Annotated in this window: 17 protein-coding genes; 11 read left to right on the forward strand and 6 right to left on the reverse strand. The window is 53.7% G+C overall.

The window, feature by feature from the left end; genetic code table 11:
- Nucleotides 1–101 (reverse strand): NAD-dependent epimerase/dehydratase family protein (locus BW958_RS20425; protein WP_143233151.1); only part of this gene is annotated, 101 nt, incomplete at its 3' end.
- A 196-nt stretch (nucleotides 102–297) separates the two neighbouring features.
- Here BW958_RS20425 and BW958_RS18670 point away from each other — a divergent pair.
- The 6 genes from BW958_RS18670 to BW958_RS18695 all read left to right on the forward strand — a co-directional run bounded on the left by BW958_RS18670 (nucleotide 298) and on the right by BW958_RS18695 (nucleotide 10,164).
- Entirely contained in the window at nucleotides 298–1,305 is a 1,008-nt protein-coding gene (locus tag BW958_RS18670) for a substrate-binding domain-containing protein (protein WP_076577423.1), read from the forward strand.
- Nucleotides 1,306–1,445: 140 nt separating this feature from the next.
- Nucleotides 1,446–4,505, forward strand: coding sequence for a beta-galactosidase (locus tag BW958_RS18675; protein WP_076577424.1), 3,060 nt, complete (start codon nucleotides 1,446–1,448; stop codon nucleotides 4,503–4,505).
- Between the two features lie 246 nt (nucleotides 4,506–4,751).
- Nucleotides 4,752–5,738, forward strand: a complete 987-nt coding sequence (mglB, locus tag BW958_RS18680; protein WP_076577425.1) for a galactose/glucose ABC transporter substrate-binding protein MglB — start codon at nucleotides 4,752–4,754, stop codon at nucleotides 5,736–5,738.
- A gap of 81 nt (nucleotides 5,739–5,819) precedes the next feature.
- Nucleotides 5,820–7,334: a galactose/methyl galactoside ABC transporter ATP-binding protein MglA gene (gene mglA / locus BW958_RS18685; protein WP_076577426.1), complete on the forward strand. Its 1,515-nt coding sequence runs from the start codon at nucleotides 5,820–5,822 to the stop codon at nucleotides 7,332–7,334.
- Between the two features lie 15 nt (nucleotides 7,335–7,349).
- The gene (mglC, locus tag BW958_RS18690; protein ID WP_076577427.1) at nucleotides 7,350–8,360 is read left to right on the forward strand and encodes a galactose/methyl galactoside ABC transporter permease MglC; all 1,011 of its coding nucleotides are present in this window, start codon (nucleotides 7,350–7,352) and stop codon (nucleotides 8,358–8,360) included.
- A gap of 70 nt (nucleotides 8,361–8,430) precedes the next feature.
- Nucleotides 8,431–10,164: a methyl-accepting chemotaxis protein gene (locus tag BW958_RS18695; RefSeq protein WP_076577428.1), complete on the forward strand. Its 1,734-nt coding sequence runs from the start codon at nucleotides 8,431–8,433 to the stop codon at nucleotides 10,162–10,164.
- Nucleotides 10,165–10,223: 59 nt separating this feature from the next.
- Here BW958_RS18695 and tdh read toward each other — a convergent pair whose 3' ends face one another.
- The 5 genes from tdh to BW958_RS18720 form a co-directional block, all read right to left on the reverse strand.
- Nucleotides 10,224–11,249, reverse strand: coding sequence for an L-threonine 3-dehydrogenase (gene tdh, locus BW958_RS18700; RefSeq protein ID WP_076577429.1), 1,026 nt, complete (start codon nucleotides 11,247–11,249; stop codon nucleotides 10,224–10,226).
- A gap of 54 nt (nucleotides 11,250–11,303) precedes the next feature.
- A complete protein-coding gene (locus BW958_RS18705; protein ID WP_076577430.1) occupies nucleotides 11,304–12,494 on the reverse strand; it encodes a glycine C-acetyltransferase in 1,191 nt (396 codons plus the stop codon).
- A gap of 113 nt (nucleotides 12,495–12,607) precedes the next feature.
- Complete coding sequence (locus BW958_RS18710; protein ID WP_076577431.1) at nucleotides 12,608–13,243, reverse strand: TetR/AcrR family transcriptional regulator; 636 nt, start codon at nucleotides 13,241–13,243, stop codon at nucleotides 12,608–12,610.
- 33 nt (nucleotides 13,244–13,276) lie between these two features.
- On the reverse strand, nucleotides 13,277–14,542 hold the full coding sequence (locus BW958_RS18715; protein ID WP_076577432.1) for a PIG-L deacetylase family protein: 1,266 nt from the start codon (nucleotides 14,540–14,542) through the stop codon (nucleotides 13,277–13,279).
- A complete protein-coding gene (locus BW958_RS18720) occupies nucleotides 14,539–15,684 on the reverse strand; it encodes a glycosyltransferase (protein ID WP_076577433.1) in 1,146 nt (381 codons plus the stop codon). The genes BW958_RS18715 and BW958_RS18720 overlap by 4 nt, the downstream gene beginning before the upstream one ends.
- 227 nt (nucleotides 15,685–15,911) lie before the next feature.
- Between BW958_RS18720 and rfaD the strand changes: the two genes are divergently transcribed.
- From rfaD to BW958_RS20225, 5 genes are all read left to right on the forward strand, one after another.
- The gene (rfaD, locus tag BW958_RS18725) at nucleotides 15,912–16,865 is read left to right on the forward strand and encodes an ADP-glyceromanno-heptose 6-epimerase (protein ID WP_076577434.1); all 954 of its coding nucleotides are present in this window, start codon (nucleotides 15,912–15,914) and stop codon (nucleotides 16,863–16,865) included.
- Nucleotides 16,866–16,975: 110 nt separating this feature from the next.
- The gene (locus BW958_RS18730; RefSeq protein WP_372630114.1) at nucleotides 16,976–17,974 is read left to right on the forward strand and encodes a glycosyltransferase family 4 protein; all 999 of its coding nucleotides are present in this window, start codon (nucleotides 16,976–16,978) and stop codon (nucleotides 17,972–17,974) included.
- A 45-nt stretch (nucleotides 17,975–18,019) separates the two neighbouring features.
- Nucleotides 18,020–18,733: a lipopolysaccharide kinase InaA family protein gene (locus BW958_RS18735; RefSeq protein WP_143233152.1), complete on the forward strand. Its 714-nt coding sequence runs from the start codon at nucleotides 18,020–18,022 to the stop codon at nucleotides 18,731–18,733.
- Nucleotides 18,734–18,747: 14 nt separating this feature from the next.
- Nucleotides 18,748–19,566 (forward strand): glycosyltransferase, encoded by an 819-nt coding sequence (locus tag BW958_RS18740; RefSeq protein ID WP_076577436.1) that lies wholly within the window; start codon nucleotides 18,748–18,750, stop codon nucleotides 19,564–19,566.
- Entirely contained in the window at nucleotides 19,559–20,893 is a 1,335-nt protein-coding gene (locus BW958_RS20225) for an O-antigen ligase family protein (RefSeq protein WP_179078883.1), read from the forward strand. Before BW958_RS18740 ends, BW958_RS20225 begins: the two co-directional genes overlap by 8 nt.
- The last annotated feature ends 2 nt before the right edge of the window (nucleotides 20,894–20,895 follow it).

A 20,895-nucleotide genomic window follows, 5' to 3' on the forward strand; every position in this document is an offset into this window, starting at 1 on the left:
CAAAGGTTGTCGAGCAGCACCGGCTCGTGGCCAGCGGCCATCAGCGCCAGCGTGGTGTGACTGCCGATATAGCCGCACCCGCCGGTGACCAGAATCTTCATGATTACCTCCTGTCATGCAGACAAGAGTCTAGACGCTGAACTATCAAGAAACCGTGACCTAGGCAGCAAAAAAAGTGTAAACGTTTACATATTTTATCGTTAAGGCAAATAAGCAGATAAATCCTGTTATGGCTGGGAATTAGCCGCTTCGGAGATATAATGTTGCGACAAATTCTGTGAAAACAAGTGAAACAGCATGAGCACCATCAAGGATGTCGCCCGTTTGGCCAATGTCTCGGTAGCCACTGTGTCCCGGGTAATGAACAATTCCCCCAAGGCGAGTGCGGCATCCCGTGAGGTTGTGCGTAAAGCCATGGCGGAATTGGGTTATACCCCTAACGCCAATGCTCGGGCTCTGGTTAACCAAACCTGCGACACCATGGGGGTGATGGTCAATGACGTGGCCGATCCCTTCTTCGGCACGCTGGTGCGAGGGGTTAGTGCGGTGGCGGTCGAGCAGGGGATGCACTTGTTGATGGGTAATGGTTTTCACAAGGCGCGGCAAGAGCGGGAAGCTATCGAACTTCTGATTGGAAAACGCTGCGAGGCGCTGGTTGTTCATAGCAAGGCGTTATCGGATCAGGAGTTGATGGACTACGCCGCCCAAGTTCCTGGTATGGTACTGATTAATCGTGACATTCCTGAATTAGCTGGACGTTGTATTGCACTGAATAATCGCTTAGGAACGGCAACGGCAGTCCGCCACCTATTGGATCTTGGGCATCGGCAGATAGCCTTTCTATGTTCCGACCATGCCATTGAAGATGCCACTCTTCGTCGTGACGGATGGTATAGCGCATTGCATGAGGCTGGTTTGACGCCGAGTGAGGAGTGGATCGAATGGGGGGCGCCTAGTGAGGCTGGTGGCGAGCAGGCGATGCTCAACCTGCTGGCTAAGGGGCTTCCGGTGAGTGCAATTGTGACCTATAACGATGCTATGGCCGCTGGCGCGCTATCAGTACTGGCTGATAATGGCTTACGCGTGCCTGAAGATGTCTCTGTTGTGGGGTTCGATGATCTGGTGTATGCCCGCTATTTACGCCCCAAATTGACTACTTTACGCTACCCCATTGAGCTGATGGCAGCCCAAGCGGCACGTTTAGCTTTGCAACTGGCTTCCGGTGTCCCGACGGTGGACGTAGGCAGTCGTCTCTATACCCCGACCCTAGTCGTTCGCCAGTCCTCTTCTGCACGAAAATCATGAAGTAAAAATTTTACTTAGTTTTAACTGTGATTTACTTCTAGCAAACACTGTAATCGTTTACATTGCTGTGACATGGATCTCCGACAGGTAATGTCGCATCCTCCTACACTCATTCTTCAGCCTGAGAAGGAGAATGAAGGATGTTGAAGGAGATCGTGGCCAGAAGTGATTGGCAAACCCAGTCTGTCACTTCACTCAATCGTCTGGCTGCCCACACCCCGCAATCCAGTTGGCGTGATGAGGCGTCAGCCTCTGCGGATCTGCCGTCAGAGCACAATCTGTCGCTGGATGGTGAATGGTTTTTCTCCTGGTTTGACCGTCCGCAAGCCGTGCCTGAGGGCTGGCTCGCTGGCGAACTGCCCGAAGCGGTCGCCATTCGTGTGCCGGGCAACTGGCAGCTGGTCAGTGCCTATCCCGGCGACAAGCCGGAAACCGACGGCCCCATCTATACCAATATCAAGTACCCCTTCCCCTGCAATCCACCGCGTGTGCCGGATGAAAATCCGACCGGTTGCTACTCCCGTTATGTGGACGTACCTGCACAGTGGCTGGCAGAGGGTCAGACCCGCATTATTTTCAATGGCGTCAGCAGCGCATTTCATCTTTTCTGCAACGGTCATTGGGTCGGTTACTCTCAGGACAGCCGGCTGTCGGCCGAATTTGACCTGACCGACCACCTGCAACCGACCGGCAACCGCTTGGCGGTGTTGGTGCTGCGCTGGTCAGATGGCACCTACCTTGAAGATCAGGACATGTGGTGGCTGTCGGGCATTTTCCGCTCGGTGCAACTGCTGCACAAACCGACTCGCCACATCAGTGACGTGCAAGTGACCGCCACACTCGATGAGTGCTTCCGCGATGGTCTGCTGCAGGTGATGGTCGATACCTCTGTAGGTGCCGGGTTATCGTTGCGGGTGACGCTGCAACGCGATGGTGAGTGTGTACTGACTCATCAGATGGCGGTGGGCTCCGACATCATCGATGAAAAGGGACGTTACCAAGAGCGCACCCTGATGCAGCTGGCGGTGGCGGCTCCGGCCAAGTGGAGTGGCGAGGAGCCGAATCTCTATCGCCTGACTGTGGCGCTGCTGGATGAACAAGGCCGCGTCATCGAGGTCGAGGCTTTTGATGTCGGTTTCCGCCGTATCGATATTCATGAAGGGCAGCTGCGCCTCAATGGCCAGCCGCTGCTGATCCGCGGCGTCAACCGTCACGAGTTTGATCCGGCCCATGGTTATGCCGTGAGCCGCGAGCGCATCGAGCAGGATCTGCTGCTGATGAAGCAGCACAATTTCAATGCGGTACGCTGCTCGCACTACCCCAACCACCCCGAGCTCTACCGCCTGTGCGATCGTCTCGGCATCTATGTGGTGGATGAGGCCAACATTGAAACCCACGGCATGATCCCGATGCGCCGTCTGTCGGATGATCCGATGTGGCTGGGCGCATTCGTCGAGCGCGCCGCTCGCATGGTGGCGCGTGATTTCAATCACCCGTCGATCATCATCTGGTCACTGGGTAATGAGTCGGGCTACGGTGCGGCGCACGATGCCATGTATCAATGGATCAAACGTCGCGATCCGAGCCGCCCGGTACAATATGAAGGCGGTGGGGCCAATACCCCGGCCACCGACATTGTCTGCCCCATGTATGCCCGTACCGATGAAGATCAGCCGTTTCCGGCTGTGCCCAAGTGGTCGCTGAAAAAATGGATCGGCATGCCGGGTGAAACCCGTCCGCTGATCCTGTGCGAATACGCCCATGCCATGGGCAACAGTTTTGGCGGATTTGCCCACTACTGGCAGGCATTTCGTGATTATCCCCGCTTGCAAGGCGGCTTTGTCTGGGACTGGGTCGATCAGGGTCTCGACAAACTTACCGACGACGGTCGCCACTACTGGGGTTACGGCGGAGACTTTGGCGATGTGCAAAACGATCGTCAGTTCTGTTGTAACGGACTGGTCTTCCCGGATCGCACCCCGCATCCATCTCTGCTGGAAGCTAAACGTGCGCAGCAGCCGTTCCGTTTCTCGCTGCTGGCTACTCAACCGCTGCAGATCCGGGTTGAGAGCGAGCACCGTTTCCGCGCGACCAACAACGAACGCTTGCAATGGTGGGTGCGTGAAGGTGGCAAGGTGCTGTGTGGTGGAGAGATGTCCCTTGAACTGGCGCCGCTGCAATCGGTCGATCTGACGCTGGGTGAGTGGCCAGCTGCCGCGCCGGGCGCCTTGGTCTGGCTGGATGTGGCGATTGTTCAGCTGCAGGCAACTGCCTGGTCGGTGGCCGGCCATGAGGTTGCTCGTCAACAATTCCGTCTGGCGGCCGAGCTGGCGCAGCCCAAGCAAACACAGGGCGGAGCCACTATTGACGCTGTCGCTGAAGGGTGGTGGGTTCGTGGCAGCCGGCATCAGTGGTTTATTCAGGGCGAGAGTGGTCGCATTCAGCACTGGTTGCTGGCCGGTCATGAGCAACTGATGGCTCCGGTGGCAGATCACTTCTACCGCGCCCCGCTTGATAACGATATCGGCACCAGCGAAGCGGATCATGCCGATCCCAACTCCTGGATTGCCCGCTGGCAGGAGTGTGGCCTGGAGCGCTGGCAACACCGCTGCCTCGGTATTGAAGTGGGTGAGCGGGAAATTCAGGTGCGCCACGGCTATTTCCACGGTGACCGGCTTCAGGTCACTACGCTCTGGCGACACATCTTCGCCGCTGACGGTGCCATGACGCTGGATATCGATGTGGTGCTGGCTGACAACCTGCCCTCGCTGCCTCGAATCGGTCTGCTGATGCACTTGGCCATGCAGCCGGAACAGGTGCAATGGCTGGGGCGTGGCCCACATGAGAACTATCCGGACCGCTGCCTGAGTGCCGACTTTGGCCGCTGGCAGCTGCCGCTGGATGCGATGCATACCCCTTATGTGTTCCCGACTGACAACGGATTGCGGTGTGATACCCGCCATCTGTCACTGGGCGGTCTATCCTTCTGCGGTGACTTCCATTTCAGTGTCAGCCGCTATAGCCAACAGCAACTGGCAGCGGCACGTCACCAGACCGATCTGGTGGCCAAAGGTGGGGTCTGGCTCTGTCTCGATGGGGCACACATGGGGATTGGTGGTGATGACTCATGGAGTCAAAGCGTTCGCCCCGAGTTCCAGTTGATGGCACGACGCTATCGCTGGGGGTGCACCCTGGCGTGATGACAGGATATCGCAACACTTGAACAACGCGGGGCGGGGTGGTGAGCTTGCCAGAAGGCGGCAAGATCTGTGCCTTTTTCTGCAAAATTATGAATTATGTAGATTTTTTTGAATGTAACAGAGTGTAATCGTTTTCATTTTGTAGTCAGGATCACAGAAGAAACGTCAACAAGCTGATTACATTAACAGGCGCTTGCTGTTTTGGCTTGCCACCCTACAAACCAGATAGACACATCGGAGCACACAATGAAGAAACTGACTGCTGTCGCTGCCCTTCTGATGGGGATGACCACCGCCTCTGCTGCACTGGCTGAAACCACTCTTGGCTTCACCGTGTACAAGTACGACGACAACTTCATGTCGGTCGTTCGCAAGGCCATCGAGAAGGAAGCTTCCGCATACCCGGACGTGAAGCTGCTGATGAACGACTCCCAGAATGACCAGTCCAAACAGAACGACCAGATCGACGTTCTGATCGCCAAAGGCGTGAAGGCTCTGGCCATCAACCTGGTTGACCCGGCTGCCGCTTCGGTTGTTATCGAAAAGGCCCGTGTCGACGAGATTCCGGTAGTGTTCTACAACAAGGAACCGAGTGCCAAAGATCTTGCCAGCTATGACAAGGCCTTCTACGTCGGTACTGACTCCAAAGAGTCCGGTATCATCCAGGGTCAGCTGATTGCCAAGCACTGGAAGGCTCACCCCGAGTGGGATCTGAACAAGGACGGTCAAGTCCAGTTCGTACTGCTCAAGGGCGAACCGGGCCACCCGGATGCCGAAGCACGTACCACCTACGTCATCAAGACCCTCAATGACGGCGGCCTGAAGACCCAGCAACTCCACCTCGACACCGGCATGTGGGATACCGCTATGGCCAAGGACAAGATGGACGCCTGGATCGCCGGTCCGAACGCCAACAAGATTGAAGTGGTTATCGCCAACAACGACGCCATGGCAATGGGTGCCATCGAATCTCTGAAGGCTGCCGGCAAGACCAGCATCCCGGTATTCGGTGTTGACGCTCTGCCGGAAGCGCTGGCTCTGGTTGGCAGTGGCGCCATGGCGGGTACCGTTCTGAACGATGCCAACAACCAGGCTAAGGCTACCTTCGATCTGGCCAAGAACCTGGCCGAAGGCAAGGCTGCCGGTGAAGGCACCAGCTGGAAGATTGTCGACAAGGTAGTCCGCGTTCCGTACGTCGGCGTCGACAAAGAAAACCTGGCTCAATTCAAGTAATCCCATTACCCAGTAGTAGGAACCGTGGGGGGAGTCTCCTCCCCCCATGTATCACTGCGCTCCAGCGAGTAGTTGGCTGCTATGACAACAACAGCAAATCAATCGGAATGGCTGCTCGAGATGGTTGGCATCAACAAGGAATTTCCTGGTGTCAAAGCTCTCGATAACGTCAACCTGCGGGTTCGTCCCCACTCCGTTCACGCACTCATGGGCGAGAACGGTGCCGGCAAGTCCACGCTTCTTAAGTGCCTGTTTGGTATCTATGAGAAGGACAGTGGTCAGATTGTCTTCCTGGGCAGGGAAGTAAACTTCCGCTCCTCCAAGGAAGCGCTCGATAACGGCATTTCCATGGTGCACCAGGAGCTTAACCAGGTGCTGCAGCGCTCCGTGATGGACAACGTGTGGCTTGGTCGTTACCCGACCAAGGGCCTGTTTGTCGATCACGACAAGATGTATCAGGACACCAAGCGAATTTTCGAGGATCTGGAGATCGACATCGATCCCAGAGCCAAAGTTGGCACGCTCTCGGTCTCGCAGATGCAGATGATCGAGATTGCCAAAGCTGTCTCTTATGACGCCAAGATCGTCATCATGGACGAACCCACCTCGTCGCTGACCGAGAAAGAGGTCAACCACCTCTTCCGGATCATCAACAAGCTCAAAGAGAAAGGGTGCGGCATCGTCTATATCTCCCACAAGATGGAAGAGATCTTCAAGCTGTGTGACGAGATCACCATCCTGCGTGATGGTCAGTGGATCGCGACCCAGCCGCTGGAAGGGCTCACCATGGACAAGATCATCGGCATGATGGTCGGTCGTGAGCTGACCCAGCGTTTCCCTGAAAAGACCAACCAGCCCAAGGAAGTCATACTGCAGGTCAGCAATCTGACCTCCTTGCGCCAGCCCTCTATCCAGAACGTAACGTTCGATCTTCACAAAGGGGAAGTCCTCGGTATCGCCGGTCTGGTCGGTGCCAAGCGGACTGACATTGTCGAAACCCTGTTCGGTATCCGTGAACGCAACGGCGGCACTGTCCTGCTCAATGGCAAGGAAGTGTTTAACCACAGTGCGCACGAAGCGATCCAGAACGGGTTCGCCCTGGTGACTGAAGAGCGTCGTTCTACCGGTATCTATTCGCAGCTCGATATCTCCTTTAACTCCCTGATCGCCAACATGGACAAGTATCAGGACAAGCTGGGCCTGCTCAGCGACAAGAAGATGAAGAGCGACACCCAGTGGGTTATCGACTCCATGCGAGTCAAAACCCCGAGCCAGAAAACCAGCATTGGTTCGCTGTCAGGCGGTAACCAGCAGAAGGTGATCATCGGTCGCTGGCTGCTGACCCAGCCTGAAATCCTGATGCTCGACGAGCCGACCCGCGGTATCGACGTGGGCGCCAAGTTCGAGATCTATCAGCTGATTCTGGAACTGGCCAAGAAGGACAAGGGGATCATCATCATCTCCTCGGAAATGCCTGAGCTGCTGGGGATTACCGACCGGATTCTGGTTATGAGCAACGGCCGGGTGGCCGGTATCGTCAACACTAAAGAGACCGACCAGAGTGAGATTCTGCGTCTGGCCTCTCTCTATCTGTAACAGGGGAAGATCCTTATGGAGTGGGTCAAAAATTTCAACCTGATGCGTACTCTCAAGGAGAGTGGCATTTACGCTGTATTGCTGGTTCTGCTGGTGATTATCGTGGTGAAGGAGCCGTCGTTCCTGAGCCTCACCAACTTCAGTAACATCCTGACCCAGTCGTCGGTGCGGATTATCATCGCACTCGGTGTCGCCGGTCTGATTGTGACCCAGGGTACTGATCTGTCGGCTGGTCGCCAGGTGGGTCTGGCTGCAGTGATTGCCGCGACCCTGCTGCAGTCGCTCTCCAACGTCAACAAGGTGTTCCCGACCCTGGGTGAAATTCCGATTCCGGTCGTGATCCTGATTGTGTGTGCCATCGGCGCCCTGATTGGTCTCATCAACGGCCTGATCGTGGCTTACCTGAACGTCACTCCCTTCATCACCACCCTGGGTACCATGATCATCGTTTACGGGATCAACTCCCTCTACTATGACTTCGTGGGGGCATCGCCGATTGCCGGTTTTGATGCGCGCTTCTCGACCTTTACCCAAGGCTTCATACGGCTGGGAGGGTTCAAGCTATCGTACATCACCTTCTATGCGGTGATTGCTATCGGGCTGGTATGGATCCTGTGGAACAAGACCCGCTTTGGCAAGAACATCTTCGCCATCGGTGGTAACCCTGAAGCCGCCAAGGTATCCGGTGTAAACGTACCGCTCAACCTGGTCGCCATCTATGCCCTCTCTGGCGTGTTCTATGCTTTCGGTGGGATGCTGGAAGCCGGTCGTATCGGTAGTGCTACCAACAACCTCGGTTTCATGTATGAACTCGACGCCATCGCCGCGTGCGTGGTGGGTGGTGTCTCGTTTGCCGGTGGTGTGGGTACGGTCGCTGGTGTTGTCACCGGTGTGATCATCTTCACCCTGATCAACTACGGCTTGACCTATATTGGTGTCAGCCCCTACTGGCAGTTCATCATCAAGGGCGCCATCATCATTCTGGCGGTTGCGCTGGATTCGATGAAGTACGCCAAGAAGAAGTAAGGATCGCAATCGGTCTGGACCTTAAACGGGAGCCGTTCTTGCGGCTCCCGTGTCGTTACAAGGAGTAGGTATGTCGTTCAAGGCGAAGATCCGCGTGTTGTTGCTACTGGCTATCCTGATCACCGTGGCGACCTCGTACCTCAGTGTGAACCACTTCATCAGTGGTTATATCGAAAATCAGGCCCAGCAAAATATCGATAGTCAGGTGACTCTGGTCAGAGAGAAGCTGGCGGGTGACTTCAATCAGAAGATCATTTTGGCCGGTAACCTCAACTTCGGCGTCACCAACGTCAAGAAAACCCTCGAACAGACCGGCTTTTACAACATCGTCAAAATCATCAGTGACATGGCCTTTGATGGTAGTGGCGTGATTGATGATGCCAAGCGGGTTGCCGATCTCAAGGCCGTGGCCGCCGCCGCTGCTGGCAAGGTCACGGTGAGCCCACTGCAGACCATTGATGGCAAGCCCATGGTGGCCATTTTGGTGCCGCGTGGTTCTGACTCTGCCTATATCTACTACCTGGACATGACCCCCACCAAACAACTGCTAGAGCAGGCGGCCGGTGAGGGAAAATCATTCGAACTCAAGGATGCGGCCGGCAATATTCTCATCAGCCAGAAACCGGCAGGCGAGTCTGATGCCAAGCCTTATCCACTGGATATCGCCGGCTCGGGCTGGACGCTCACCGGGTTTGTCGATCATGACTACATCAAGCAGATGACCCGCGATCTGAACGGCGAGATCACGCTGGCGCTGCTCATGGTGGGCGCTGTGGTGTTGGTGCTGGCGTTTGCTGCGCTGAGCTTTGCCTACCGTCCAATCCTGCTCCTGCGCGATGTGGTGCAAGACCTCTCCCGAGGTAACGGTGACCTGACACGTCGTTTGACCGTTTCCAGCCGTGATGACCTTGGCCAGATGTCCGGCGGCATCAACAACTTTATCGGCAACCTGCAGAGCATGATGCTGGAAGTGCAGGAGTCTGCCGAGCGGCTCAATGGCGGCATCGAATCGTTGGCCACCCAGAGCCGGGCCGCCCAGTCGCTGCTCGAGCAGCACGCGGGCGAAACCAATCAGGTGGTCACCGCCATCGCAGAGATGAGTTCGGCTGCGGGCTCGGTGGCCGAGAACGCCTCGGCAACAGCCCAGTTGGCCGGTCAGAGCCGTGAACTGGCGGCCCAGTCTCGCAAAGTGGTCGATAGCGCCATGGCCAGCGTCAATGCACTGGTGGGCGAAGTGGAGGAGACCGCGTCTTCTATCCAGCTGATGCAAAAAGATGTGGATCAGATTGGTGCCGTGCTGGGGGTGATCGGCGGGATTGCCGAGCAGACCAACCTGCTGGCGTTGAACGCCGCTATCGAAGCGGCGCGCGCGGGCGAGCAGGGGCGTGGTTTTGCGGTGGTTGCGGATGAAGTGCGCGCCCTCGCTGGCCGCACTCAGCAGAGCACCGCCGAAATCCGCGAGATGCTTGAGCGCCTGCAGCGCGGCAGCCAGACCGTGGCCGCTGCGATGGAGGGTACCAAGGAGAGCTGTATCGCCACTGCCGACAAGACCTCCCGCGTGCATGGTTCGCTCGACGAGGTGATTGATGCGGTGATCCGTAGCAACGATCTGGTGAGCCAGATTGCTACGGCGGCCGAGCAGCAGAGTCTGGTTGCGGACGAGATTAGCCGCAACATGCATGCGATTGCTGATGTGGTGACCCAGTTGGAAGGGAATGGCCAGGAAATGGCGTCCACCGCTGGTGGTATGCAGCAGAGCTACCATACCCTGCGCGATATCGTCGCTCGTTTCCGTCTGCGATAATCATTCAGCTAAAAAAAGGGGCCGAATCTCGGCCCCTTTTCACGGTTGTCTTGCCTGGCTTAATCCCAGCTCAATACCACTTTGCCCGAGTGACCGGAACCCATGGCTTCGAAGCCTTGCTGGAAGTCATCAATGTGGAAGCGGTGGGTGATAATGGGGGAGAGATCCAGGCCGGATTGGATCAGGCTGGCCATCTTGTACCAGGTCTCGAACATTTCGCGGCCGTAGATACCCTTGATAAACAGCCCCTTAAAGATCACCTTGTTCCAGTCGATCGCCATGGTCGAGGGCGGGATGCCGAGCATGGCAATTTTGCCGCCGTGGTTCATCTTGTCGAGCATCTCCTGGAAGGCGCTCGGTACACCCGACATCTCGAGGCCCACGTCGAAGCCTTCGTTCATGCCGAGCTCGTTCATCACATCACTAAGCTTCTCTTTGGCGACGTTAACGGCGCGAGTTGCGCCCATCTTGCGCGCCAGCTCGAGACGGTATTCGTTCACGTCGGTGATCACCACATGGCGGGCACCCACATGGCGGCAGACGGCAGCTGCCATGATGCCGATCGGACCTGCGCCGGTGATAAGCACGTCTTCACCCACCAGATCGAAGGAGAGTGCAGTGTGTACTGCATTACCAAACGGGTCGAAGATGGCCGCCAGATCGTCGGAGATATTGTCCGGCAGCTTGAAGGCGTTAAACGCCGGGATCACCAGATATTCGGCAAAGCAGCCGGGGCGATTAACGCCAACGCCGACCGTGTTGCGGCACAGGTGGGTACGACCGGCACGGCAGTTACGGCAGTGGCCACAGGTGATGTGCCCTTCGCCCGATACGCGGTCGCCGATGGCAAAACCACGCACTTCCTGACCGATGGCGACGACTTCACCGGCGTATTCATGACCGACCACCATGGGGACCGGAATGGTTTTTTGTGACCATTCGTCCCAGTTATAGATGTGCATGTCGGTGCCGCAGATGGCGGTCTTGCGGATCTTGATCAGCAGATCGTTATGACCCAGCTCGGGCATGGGTACATCGGTCATCCAGATGCCTTTCTCGGCGTTCAGCTTGGAGAGCGCTTTCATGAGAGTTCCTTCAGGAGAGGGTCAAAAAAGGGGGCGCTTTCGCCCCCGTTATCATCAGATCACGCCCAGTTCGCGACCGATGCGGATAAACGCATCGATGGCGCGATCGAGCTGCTCGCGGGTGTGCGCCGCCGACATCTGGGTACGGATACGGGCCTGGCCTTTAGGCACAACCGGGAAAGAGAAACCGACCACGTAGATGCCTTCGGCCAGCATGCGGCTCGCCATTTCGGCGGCCAGCTTGGCATCGCCCAGCATGACCGGGATGATGGCGTGATCGGCGCCAGCCAGGGTGAATCCGGCGGCGCTCATGCGCTCACGGAAATAACGACTGTTCTCTTGCAGTTGCTTGCGCAGAGCACCGCCTTCGGCCAGCAGCTCAAGCACCTTGATGGTGGCGGCGACGATGGACGGCGCCAGCGAGTTGGAAAAGAGGTAGGGACGCGAGCGCTGACGCAGCCAGTCGATCACCTCTTTCTTGCCGGAGGTGTAGCCACCGGAGGCGCCACCCATGGCTTTGCCCAGCGTGCCGGTGATGATGTCAACCCGGTCCAGCACATCACAATATTCGTGGGTGCCACGGCCATTTTCACCGATAAAACCGACTGCGTGGGAGTCATCAACCATCACCAGCGCGTCATACTTGTCGGCCAGATCGCAGATGGATTTTAGATCGGCAATCACCCCATCCATGGAAAACACGCCATCGGTGGCGATCAGCTTGAAGCGGGCGCCATCGGCAGTCGCCTGTTTGAGCTGCTGCTCAAGGTCGGCCATGTCATTGTTGGCATAGCGGTAGCGCTTGGCTTTGCTCAGACGAACGCCATCAATGATCGAGGCATGGTTAAGCGCATCGGAGATGATGGCATCTTCGGCGCCAAGCAGGGTCTCAAACAGACCGCCGTTGGCATCGAAGCAGGAGGAGTAGAGGATGGTGTCTTCGGTGCCGAGGAAGGCAGAGAGCTGCTGCTCCAGCACCTTGTGTTGATCCTGGGTGCCACAGATAAAGCGCACCGAGGCCATACCGAAACCGTGGCTGTCGAGGCCGGCTTTGGCCGCGTCAATCAGGGCCGGGTGGTTGGCCAGACCCAGGTAGTTGTTGGCGCAGAAATTCAGCACCTCATGACCACCGACCTGAATACCGGCTTGCTGGGCCGAGGTGATGATCCGTTCATTCTTGTAGAGACCGTCCGCCTTGACCTGCTCCAATTCGGCGGCCAGGTGGCGATAAAATGCGTGTGACATCCTGTTTTACCTCTTATGCGTGGGGAGTGCAGCGCAAAGTGGCAACATATTACTCTGCGCTGGGATGGTTGTTTTCAACTTGTGTTAATCAAAATCAACAAATGTGAAAGGGATCACCCGGCCAGTGCGCGGTAGTGCGCTTCCAGGCTCTCGATCTGGCTACGCATGCCGGCGCGCAGGTAAGGGCGTAGCAGAAACAGAATGCGCAAGATGCCCTTGTAGAGCAATGCCTTGGTCACGCGGGTGCCCGGTGCCTGGGCAATCTGGTAGGCAATCCAGAAGGTCACCACCATCTTGATGGTCTGGCCAAGATCTGGCAGATCCTCATCCGCCACCTCCAGCACCCCACCATCACGCAGACTGGCGAGCAGCGCCACCACGGCACTGCCAAGCTGCTCCTGCGCCTTGAGATATTTGTGCTGCAACCGCTCATCGCGACTAAGAATGTCGGGCAGATTGGCGTAGAAGAAGCGGAACTGCCACATCAGATAGAAGATGGCATCCAGATAGCCCATCAGATGCTCAAGGCGGATCTCCTTGTCATGGATGGGCGAGAAGCTATCGGCCAGATGCTTGGCATAGTGGTCGAAGATGCTGTGGATGATGTCTTCCTTGTTGCGGAAGTGATAGTAGAGGTTGCCTGGGCTTATCCCCAGATGCGCCGCAATGTGGTTGGTCGTGACGTTGCGCTCCCCCTGTTCATTGAACAGCTCGGTGGCCCCGTGGATGATCCTGTCTCTGGTTTTCATGTCCTCTCCGACGAAAACGGGTGTCCTGCTACGTTAAGATTGTTCGGTCATGCCACGCAGGAATGCGTCACCGGTGACCCAGCAGAAAACCTCATCGGCTTTGATGTGGGTTTGAAAATAGTCATGGGTTCCATAGTAATGGAAGCCGTTGTGGCGCACGACCTGACCCCACCATCGCTTGAGTCGTTTTTCCAGCCGCAGATTTGCCTGAAGATCATGCATGCTGTCAAATGCGACCACTTTCTGCCGCTGGCGTTCCATATCTAGTGGGTGGCTGTAACACTGCCAGTCGCCGAGTCGCGACTGGTCATCAAACCAGGGCGGCAAGGTAGCCCGGCTATGTTCAGGACCATAGGGGAAATGTTTGCCATGACGCAGATGATTGGCATAAAGCAGCACCCGATCCGGAATAAAACCGCTGAATTGCATTGCCAGAGCCAGAGCTTCGGCAACCGCGATGTGATCTCGATGGGGATCAAGCTCGGGATGTGTGACGAGCACGGTCGTCGGTCTGATCAACTCCAATAGCGATTTGATATCGGCAATCAGCCGGGCTCCGCTATGCTGACTATTCGCATCGTTGGGCAAGCGATGGGGATTCCAGCGCCGGAAACGGGACGGTGTCAGGGATGGGACTGATGGGTGTGGATGTATCTGATTTGGCTCCGCGACTAAGGTACTCAGCATGTCATTGAAGTACCCTAGGCAAAACAGGCGATGAGGATTGACTCCTGCGAGACGTGGCGTACTGATGCTGTTCCAGGCACGGATATCGCCTTTGCGTAACACAGCCTCGTCCAATGAGGTGTCTAGACCATCAATATACTGTTTTTTTAGCGTTTTTAATTTCTCACCAGCACTGACGGTAATAATCCAGCTTTGCTCGGCGTGGTCACTGTAGAGACCATAGGCGGCCAGTTCTGCATCGTCCGGATGTGGAGAGAGAATAAGAATCGGACCGTCGGTCAGATCGGGATTCTGAAAGGCAAAAAGCTCCCCTTCCTTGGCCAGTGAACAGTCAACAGCTTCAAGGCGGCAATCTGCCAGCGATACGATGCCGGTCAGATTGAACCAGCGCTCTCCCTCTTCGCCTGCTTCAATATATTGAACCCACTGTTGTTTGGGACCATGGATCTTGACGTGACCCTGCTTGCGGCGGCTGCGAGCACGGCAGTTTAGGCGAAGTAACATCGTCATCTCTGCACCATTAATACTCTTTTCGAGTATCAGGCGACCGGTTGAATCCAGTGTCACATGGCAAGAGTCAGTGGCTTTTAACGGATAGGTATGGTGCGTCATGGTGCTTGTAATTCCACAAAACGTTGGGCCATGGCCATGTCATCGAAACGGGCTAACAGCGTCTCGTCTACCGGAACCGGATGCGACATCGCCTCACGCATCTTGTCGGCTAATGCCTCAGCATTCGGCGCAGAGAGCAGACGCATTTGTTCGCCAGTTAGTATTTCCCGGATGCCCCCCGGGACATCAGTGGCGATAACCTGAGTCCCACAGACTAATGATTCTATGAGCACCATGCCCAAGCCTTCAGAGCGTGAGCTGAGAACAAACGCCTCTGCTCCGGCCATCCACGGGTAGGGATTATCCTGATGTCCGGCAAAGATGACCCGGTCAGTGAGTCCTAACTCTGCCACCTTCTGTTCAAGTGATGCTCGTTCACTACCATCACCAACAATCACTAGCTGGCAAGACAGACCAGCTAACTTGAATGCCTCCAGCAGCATCTTTTGATTCTTCACTGGAACCAGACGGCTAACGTGAACCAGATAGGGGGCGCTTGGCATAACTGGGAGAGGCGTGTTTGCCAGCCGCTTTATGTCAGCCATCGGCAGCCCGTTATGAATGACGCAAACCTTGGCTGGTTTAACATCTGTCGCTTGTAACAAGCCACTGAGCATTGAGGCGATACCATGGGATACGCACACCACCTGCTTGTTTTGAAACAACAGGCGGCAAAACCAGCGCTTCCAGCGGTAGCTGCGAAGCTTCATCATCGAGCCCTCGACCACCTGCCATAGCCGTGAGTCTTGCCAGTTCCACAGCAATTCGAATGCGCCTTGCCCTCGAATGATGATCTGGTCGAAATGGCCAAACTCCTCTTCCCAAGTAGCCACCTGTTGCTTTGCTCTGCGGCTTGAGAGCCATCCATTCCAGATAAATCCGGAGCCGGGAAAGATGAAACGCAGCAGTGTACGGTTCAAGAGATGCAGCAGCGCGCCAGATAACCCCTTTCGAGCCGTACGTTCAAGATCGCCTCCTGCATGCACGATGACTGATGAGTTTGGCATTTGCATGGCCTGACCGCGCAGGACCCAGATATGGACCTGGTGCCCTTGGGTTGCCAAGGCGTTGGCCAGATTGATCGTTGCTTTTTCAATGCCGCCATGTTGCAGGCGTCGCAAAATGATCAGGATTTGCTTCATCTTCTCCAAGGACTACAGATTGTGTGCTCATGTCAGTTACCGGCAGATTCTGTCGGTAAGACGTGGTGTGTATCAGCTCAACATCAGGCAGGAGCAGGAGTGAAGATGGAAGATGTTTCTGCTCGAGACTGAGTACATGATAAACTTTTCGGCAATTTTCAAATCGCCCACTATACACGCCTTTGTGGCCTGTCTCATCGTGGGCCCATCTTTAGAGGGTAACCCCCATGATCGTAGTCACTGGTGGCGCCGGTTTTATCGGCAGCAATCTGGTCAAACAGCTGAACGCACAAGGTCGTACCGATGTGGTGGTGATCGATGATCTCACCGACGGCACCAAGTTTGTGAATCTGGTCGATCTCACGATTGCCGATTACATGGACAAAGACGAGTTCCAGGGGCGTATCGTCTCCGGCGACGAGTTCGAGGAGTGGGATGGTATCGAGGTGATCTTCCACGAAGGCGCTTGCTCGGCCACCACAGAGTGGAATGGCAAGTTCGTGATGGAAGTGAACTATGAGTACTCCAAGGATCTGTTCCACTACTGCATCGAGCGTGAAATTCCGTTCATTTACGCGTCGTCGGCAGCGACTTATGGTGGCCGCAATGACAACTTCATTGAAGATCCCAAGTTCGAGCAACCGCTGAACGTTTATGGTTACTCCAAGCAGTTGTTCGACCAATACGTGCGTCGCTGGATGCCGCAAATCAACTCGCAAGTGGTTGGCCTGAAGTACTTCAATGTCTATGGACCGCGCGAGCAGCACAAGGGCTCCATGGCATCGGTGGCTTTCCACCTCAATACCCAGGTGAAGCAGGGTGAGAATCCCAAGCTGTTTGAAGGCTGTGACGGCTTTCCCAATGGCGGCCAGATGCGTGACTTCGTCTATGTGGAAGATGTCTGCAAGGTCAACCTGTGGTTCTGGCAAAACCCGCAACACTCCGGCATTTACAACTGTGGCACCGGCCGTGCCGAGCCGTTCCAGAACGTGGCCGAGGCAGTTATTCGTCATCATGCCAAGGGGCAGATCGAATACATCCCCTTCCCGGATCACCTCAAAGGACGTTATCAGAGCTTTACCCAGGCCGACCTCACCAAGTTGCGCGGTGTTGGCTATGACGGTGAGTTCAAAACCGTGGCCGAAGGTGTGGCGGAATATATGACTTGGTTAAATCGATAATGACCAGCCGTGAGTGCGCGCCGGTCGTGTTGCATGTCTGCCTCTCCCTTGGTTGGGGGGGGCTGGAGATGTATCCGATTCGGATCGGTACAGCTCAGCGTCAGCGCGGGATGAGAGTCTATGCGCTGGCGCTGGAGGGAAGCCGTATTGCGCAGGATATGCAGGCCGCTGGAATTGAGGTCCTGACTGTCCCCTCCCGAACTCGTGCCATCTTGCAGTTGCCACGCTTGCTGCATTGGGTTCGTGAGCGTGGTATCACGGTCGTGCATAGTCACAAGTCAGCCGATCTGTTGCTTCTGGCATTGCTGAAGTCGTTTGCTCCGCTGCGTTTGATTTTTACCGAACACATGGGGGCCAAGCGCCCCAAGAAAGATTGGTTGCATCGCTGGATTTATGGCCATGTCGATATGGTGCTCTCCATTAGTGATGAGACACTAAAACGTAATCGTGCCGCGTTGCCATTGCCGCCGGAGAAGATACAGCGGTTGTGGTTAGGCACCGAATTGCAGCGCTGCGATGAAGCACCAGAGAGTATCAGAGCCGAATTGGGCATTGGCCCGGGTCCTGTGGTCGGAATGGTGGGGCGTATGACACCAGGCAAAGGTCAACGCGAATTGCTTGAGGCATTCTGTCTGCTCAAAGCCAATCATCCGCAATTACAGTTGTTGCTGGTAGGTGGATTGCACGCATCTGAAGGTGCCAATGAGCAGTTTGTTGCCGAACTGCAGAGAGTGATTGCTGAGCGTCATCTCAGTGATGCGGTGCATATGCCTGGATTTCGCAGAGATACGCCTAGAATGCTGCAAGCCATGGATGTGGTGGTGATTCCATCACACAACGAGGCGTTTGGTTTGGCAGTCATCGAAGCGATGGCTGCGGCAAAACCGATTGTGGGTTCTTCTCGCGGTGCTATCCCTGAAGTATTGGGAGAGGCAGGTTTACTTGCGGACCCCTTGTTACCTGATTCGATAGCGGCACAAATAGAGATAGTTCTTCCTTCATCCAGGAGGGCTACAGCATTAGCAGAACAGGCGCTGCATCGTGTCCGGTCATTCTTTTCTATTGATTCTCATATGGCCGTACTCAACAGCTATTACTTGGGCAGATAAGTCTCTGCCCAAGTAATCTCTTTGTGTCTTAGCTGAGGTTTTTACGTGGGATTCATTTCTGTATTTATTAATGGTCGAGCTGGACGGTATTGGTCTTGGCATAATGCTTTGCCAGAGAGTGAATGGATTCTGGTTAGTACCCCTCAGATGAAGGAGTTTGAGCGACTGGGTAGCAGTGGCTTCTTCTGGCACGCGGCCTCATCTAGCCTCTGCAAAATTGCCATTGATAAGTATCGACCTGCACAGCAACCATGGCGTTGGTTGACTCGAGACATTATAGAGCGTCGCATCCTTGGAAAAGTAGATGCGCTACGAGAGTGGTCTTCCAACCGAGAGATGCGCCGTTTGGGCATTGACACGATCGAATGTCGCGGTGTAGCGATGGCGCTAAACCCATTCAATGCTTATGGCTCATTACTATTGATGGAATTACTGCATCCAGCAGAGACGCTACGTAGCGTATACGAAAATACTGATAGTATAGGAAAAAGAGAAATCATTGACTACTTGGCCGAGAGCATAGGGAAGGTTGCGATGGCTGGATACTACTTCTCTGATCTCCATTTGAACAATATCTTGGTTTCCGGTGAGAGAAAAGTATGGGTCGATACTCATATTCGTCGTCTACCACAGTCTCAAGAGAAGGCGTCCGCTCTTCTGAATCAATCTCTGTCAGCAAAAAAAATGCTGGGAGAGGAGAATAGAAAAGAGATTGGGCTTTATCTTAAATCTTTACTTAGCTGGTATCAGTTTTCGTGAGAACTGGAGTTTCTATGCCTAAAGTCAGTGTGATCATGACATCATTCAATCGTGCTGAGCTTTTGCCTCGTGCGATTGAATCTGTTTTATCGCAGGATATGACAGATTTCGAGCTAATCATTGTTGATGACGGGTCTCAAGATAACTCCCCCAAGGTTATCACTGACTATGCAGAGAGAGATGAGCGTATCCATGCTGTTTTGAATGCTCATAACCGAGGGGCTAACGCTTGCCGTAATCAAGGAATTGAGTTAGCTAGTGGTGAGTTTATCACTGGTCTTGATGACGATGATTATTTCCTTCCTGAGCGGTTAAGAATTCTTCTTGCTGCGTATAACGATGCATATTCATTTGTATGTGATAACGTAAAAATAAAGCAGGCTGATTCATTTAGGCTTGCATATAAAAATGGTCCCTTATTGATCACGAAGGGGAAAATACTAAAAACCAATCATGCAGGGAATCAAGTATTTACCAGAACGCAGCGACTCAGGGATATTGGTGGTTTTGATATCACTCTCAGGCGGCAGCAGGATTATGATGCTTGGACCCGACTTATCCTAAAGTTTGGTCCTGCCCAGAGAATTGATGTGGGCACCTATGTCATGGATATGTCTCATGGTGGCGTTAGAATTTCTACTCGTGAGAAAAAAATTGATAGCCTAACGAAGTATTACAGTAAGTATGGCGAATTTATGAGCCCTAGGCTTAGACTATATCACAGAATTCGCCTGTATTTTATGAATGCAGCTGTTCCCGGCTTTTCTCCTGCGGAGTGTCTCTTTATGCCGATCTGGAGTTGGAAGCAATTTAAGAGTAATCGATATGAATGAAAATAATAAAAATTATCATGGCTTTTCAGCTTCTATTTTTGATGTTTGTAAAATGTCATTAAGATGGATAGCAATAATTTTATTTTTCATCTATGTTGCGCTTGGTCCATTATCTCATGAGCAGAGTCTGTTGCAGCGATGGATAATAATTATTACGCTGGTCTCACTATGTTTAGAACAACAGGCAAAGAAACTGCTGCATGATCCGATATGTTGGTGTCTGTTATTGGCCCTGTTATCCCAAAGTTTAACATGGTTAGTTGGTAAGCAGTTGGGGAATGGCTACTTCTCGAATCCATTTAACCTGAGTTTTATTGGAAGCATATTCGTGTTTGTTGCTGTAGCACATATTGTAAAAGCCAATAAGTATATCTTGTATGGAGCATTTCTAGTCGCTGTGGTGCAATATGGATATCTTACCATTTTAAAAGGTGGAATGCATTCTCAATGGTTGTTGGGATTCTCTGGTTCCCGCGTTGACTTTGCTGTTAGAAATGCACAGCATACTTCGATGATATTTGGTTCTTTATTGATAAGCGCATGTTGCTTATATAGACAGATACTGTCAATGACCAAGAGTAAAGTAGTAAATGTATTGGTGTTTACAACGCTACTCATTTTCTCTTTTTCTGGTTGTGTGATTACACAGACTAGAGCTATCTATCTGGCACTATTATTCAGTATCGGTACGTTCGTTGTTCTATATTTGACATTTAAGCTTAGTGATAAAAAATCACGGCTTGTATTTATTTCATCATTATTAACTATTGCCATAGTGGGTGGTTTTTTTTCAAGCGGGATTCTCGAACATAGAGTTAACGCTGAATCAGATGTAGTTTCTGGTGTTATTGAGGGGGGTAGTAAGGATATTCCCTATACGAGCATCGGTGTTAGATTGAATACTTGGCTAGAGGCGTTGTCCGCATTTGAAAAGCGACCTATAACTGGCTGGGGAGAGAAGGCTAGGAAAGAGGTCATTAAGAACTCAACCATTCTTCCTGATTGGGTTAAGCATGATTTTGGTCATCTCCATAATTATTTCATTGAGGTCACTCTTTCATTTGGATTGCTTGGTTTGTCGTCGGTCATCGCTATGTTTATCGTATTAATAACTCGCTTCTATAAGCGTATTGATGGACAAGATGGCGATTTTATGCTGTTAGGAGTGGCATTCTGTGTTTATTTCATCATTGCAAATAATTTTGAGTCATATTTGACTTATGATACTGGTAAATATGTTTTTTCAATTCTAATCGGATCTATCTATTCCCTGGTGTTATACGAAAATCCGCGGGATGTTAAACTAGGGTCTAAAAATGAAGCGTAAAT

The organism is Aeromonas sp. RU39B (assembly GCF_900156095.1).
GTDB lineage: Bacteria > Pseudomonadota > Gammaproteobacteria > Enterobacterales > Aeromonadaceae > Aeromonas.

Coding starts and splice junctions, on each gene's coding strand:
- BW958_RS18670 (WP_076577423.1), top strand. CDS start 298: ATGAGCACCATCAAGGATGTCGCCCGTTTGGCCAATGTCTCGGTAGCC.
- BW958_RS18675 (WP_076577424.1), top strand. CDS start 1,446: ATGTTGAAGGAGATCGTGGCCAGAAGTGATTGGCAAACCCAGTCTGTC.
- mglB (WP_076577425.1), top strand. CDS start 4,752: ATGAAGAAACTGACTGCTGTCGCTGCCCTTCTGATGGGGATGACCACC.
- mglA (WP_076577426.1), top strand. CDS start 5,820: ATGACAACAACAGCAAATCAATCGGAATGGCTGCTCGAGATGGTTGGC.
- mglC (WP_076577427.1), top strand. CDS start 7,350: ATGGAGTGGGTCAAAAATTTCAACCTGATGCGTACTCTCAAGGAGAGT.
- BW958_RS18695 (WP_076577428.1), top strand. CDS start 8,431: ATGTCGTTCAAGGCGAAGATCCGCGTGTTGTTGCTACTGGCTATCCTG.
- tdh (WP_076577429.1), bottom strand. CDS start 11,249: ATGAAAGCGCTCTCCAAGCTGAACGCCGAGAAAGGCATCTGGATGACC.
- BW958_RS18705 (WP_076577430.1), bottom strand. CDS start 12,494: ATGTCACACGCATTTTATCGCCACCTGGCCGCCGAATTGGAGCAGGTC.
- BW958_RS18710 (WP_076577431.1), bottom strand. CDS start 13,243: ATGAAAACCAGAGACAGGATCATCCACGGGGCCACCGAGCTGTTCAAT.
- BW958_RS18715 (WP_076577432.1), bottom strand. CDS start 14,542: ATGACGCACCATACCTATCCGTTAAAAGCCACTGACTCTTGCCATGTG.
- BW958_RS18720 (WP_076577433.1), bottom strand. CDS start 15,684: ATGAAGCAAATCCTGATCATTTTGCGACGCCTGCAACATGGCGGCATT.
- rfaD (WP_076577434.1), top strand. CDS start 15,912: ATGATCGTAGTCACTGGTGGCGCCGGTTTTATCGGCAGCAATCTGGTC.
- BW958_RS18730 (WP_372630114.1), top strand. CDS start 16,976: ATGAGAGTCTATGCGCTGGCGCTGGAGGGAAGCCGTATTGCGCAGGAT.
- BW958_RS18740 (WP_076577436.1), top strand. CDS start 18,748: ATGCCTAAAGTCAGTGTGATCATGACATCATTCAATCGTGCTGAGCTT.
- BW958_RS20225 (WP_179078883.1), top strand. CDS start 19,559: ATGAATGAAAATAATAAAAATTATCATGGCTTTTCAGCTTCTATTTTT.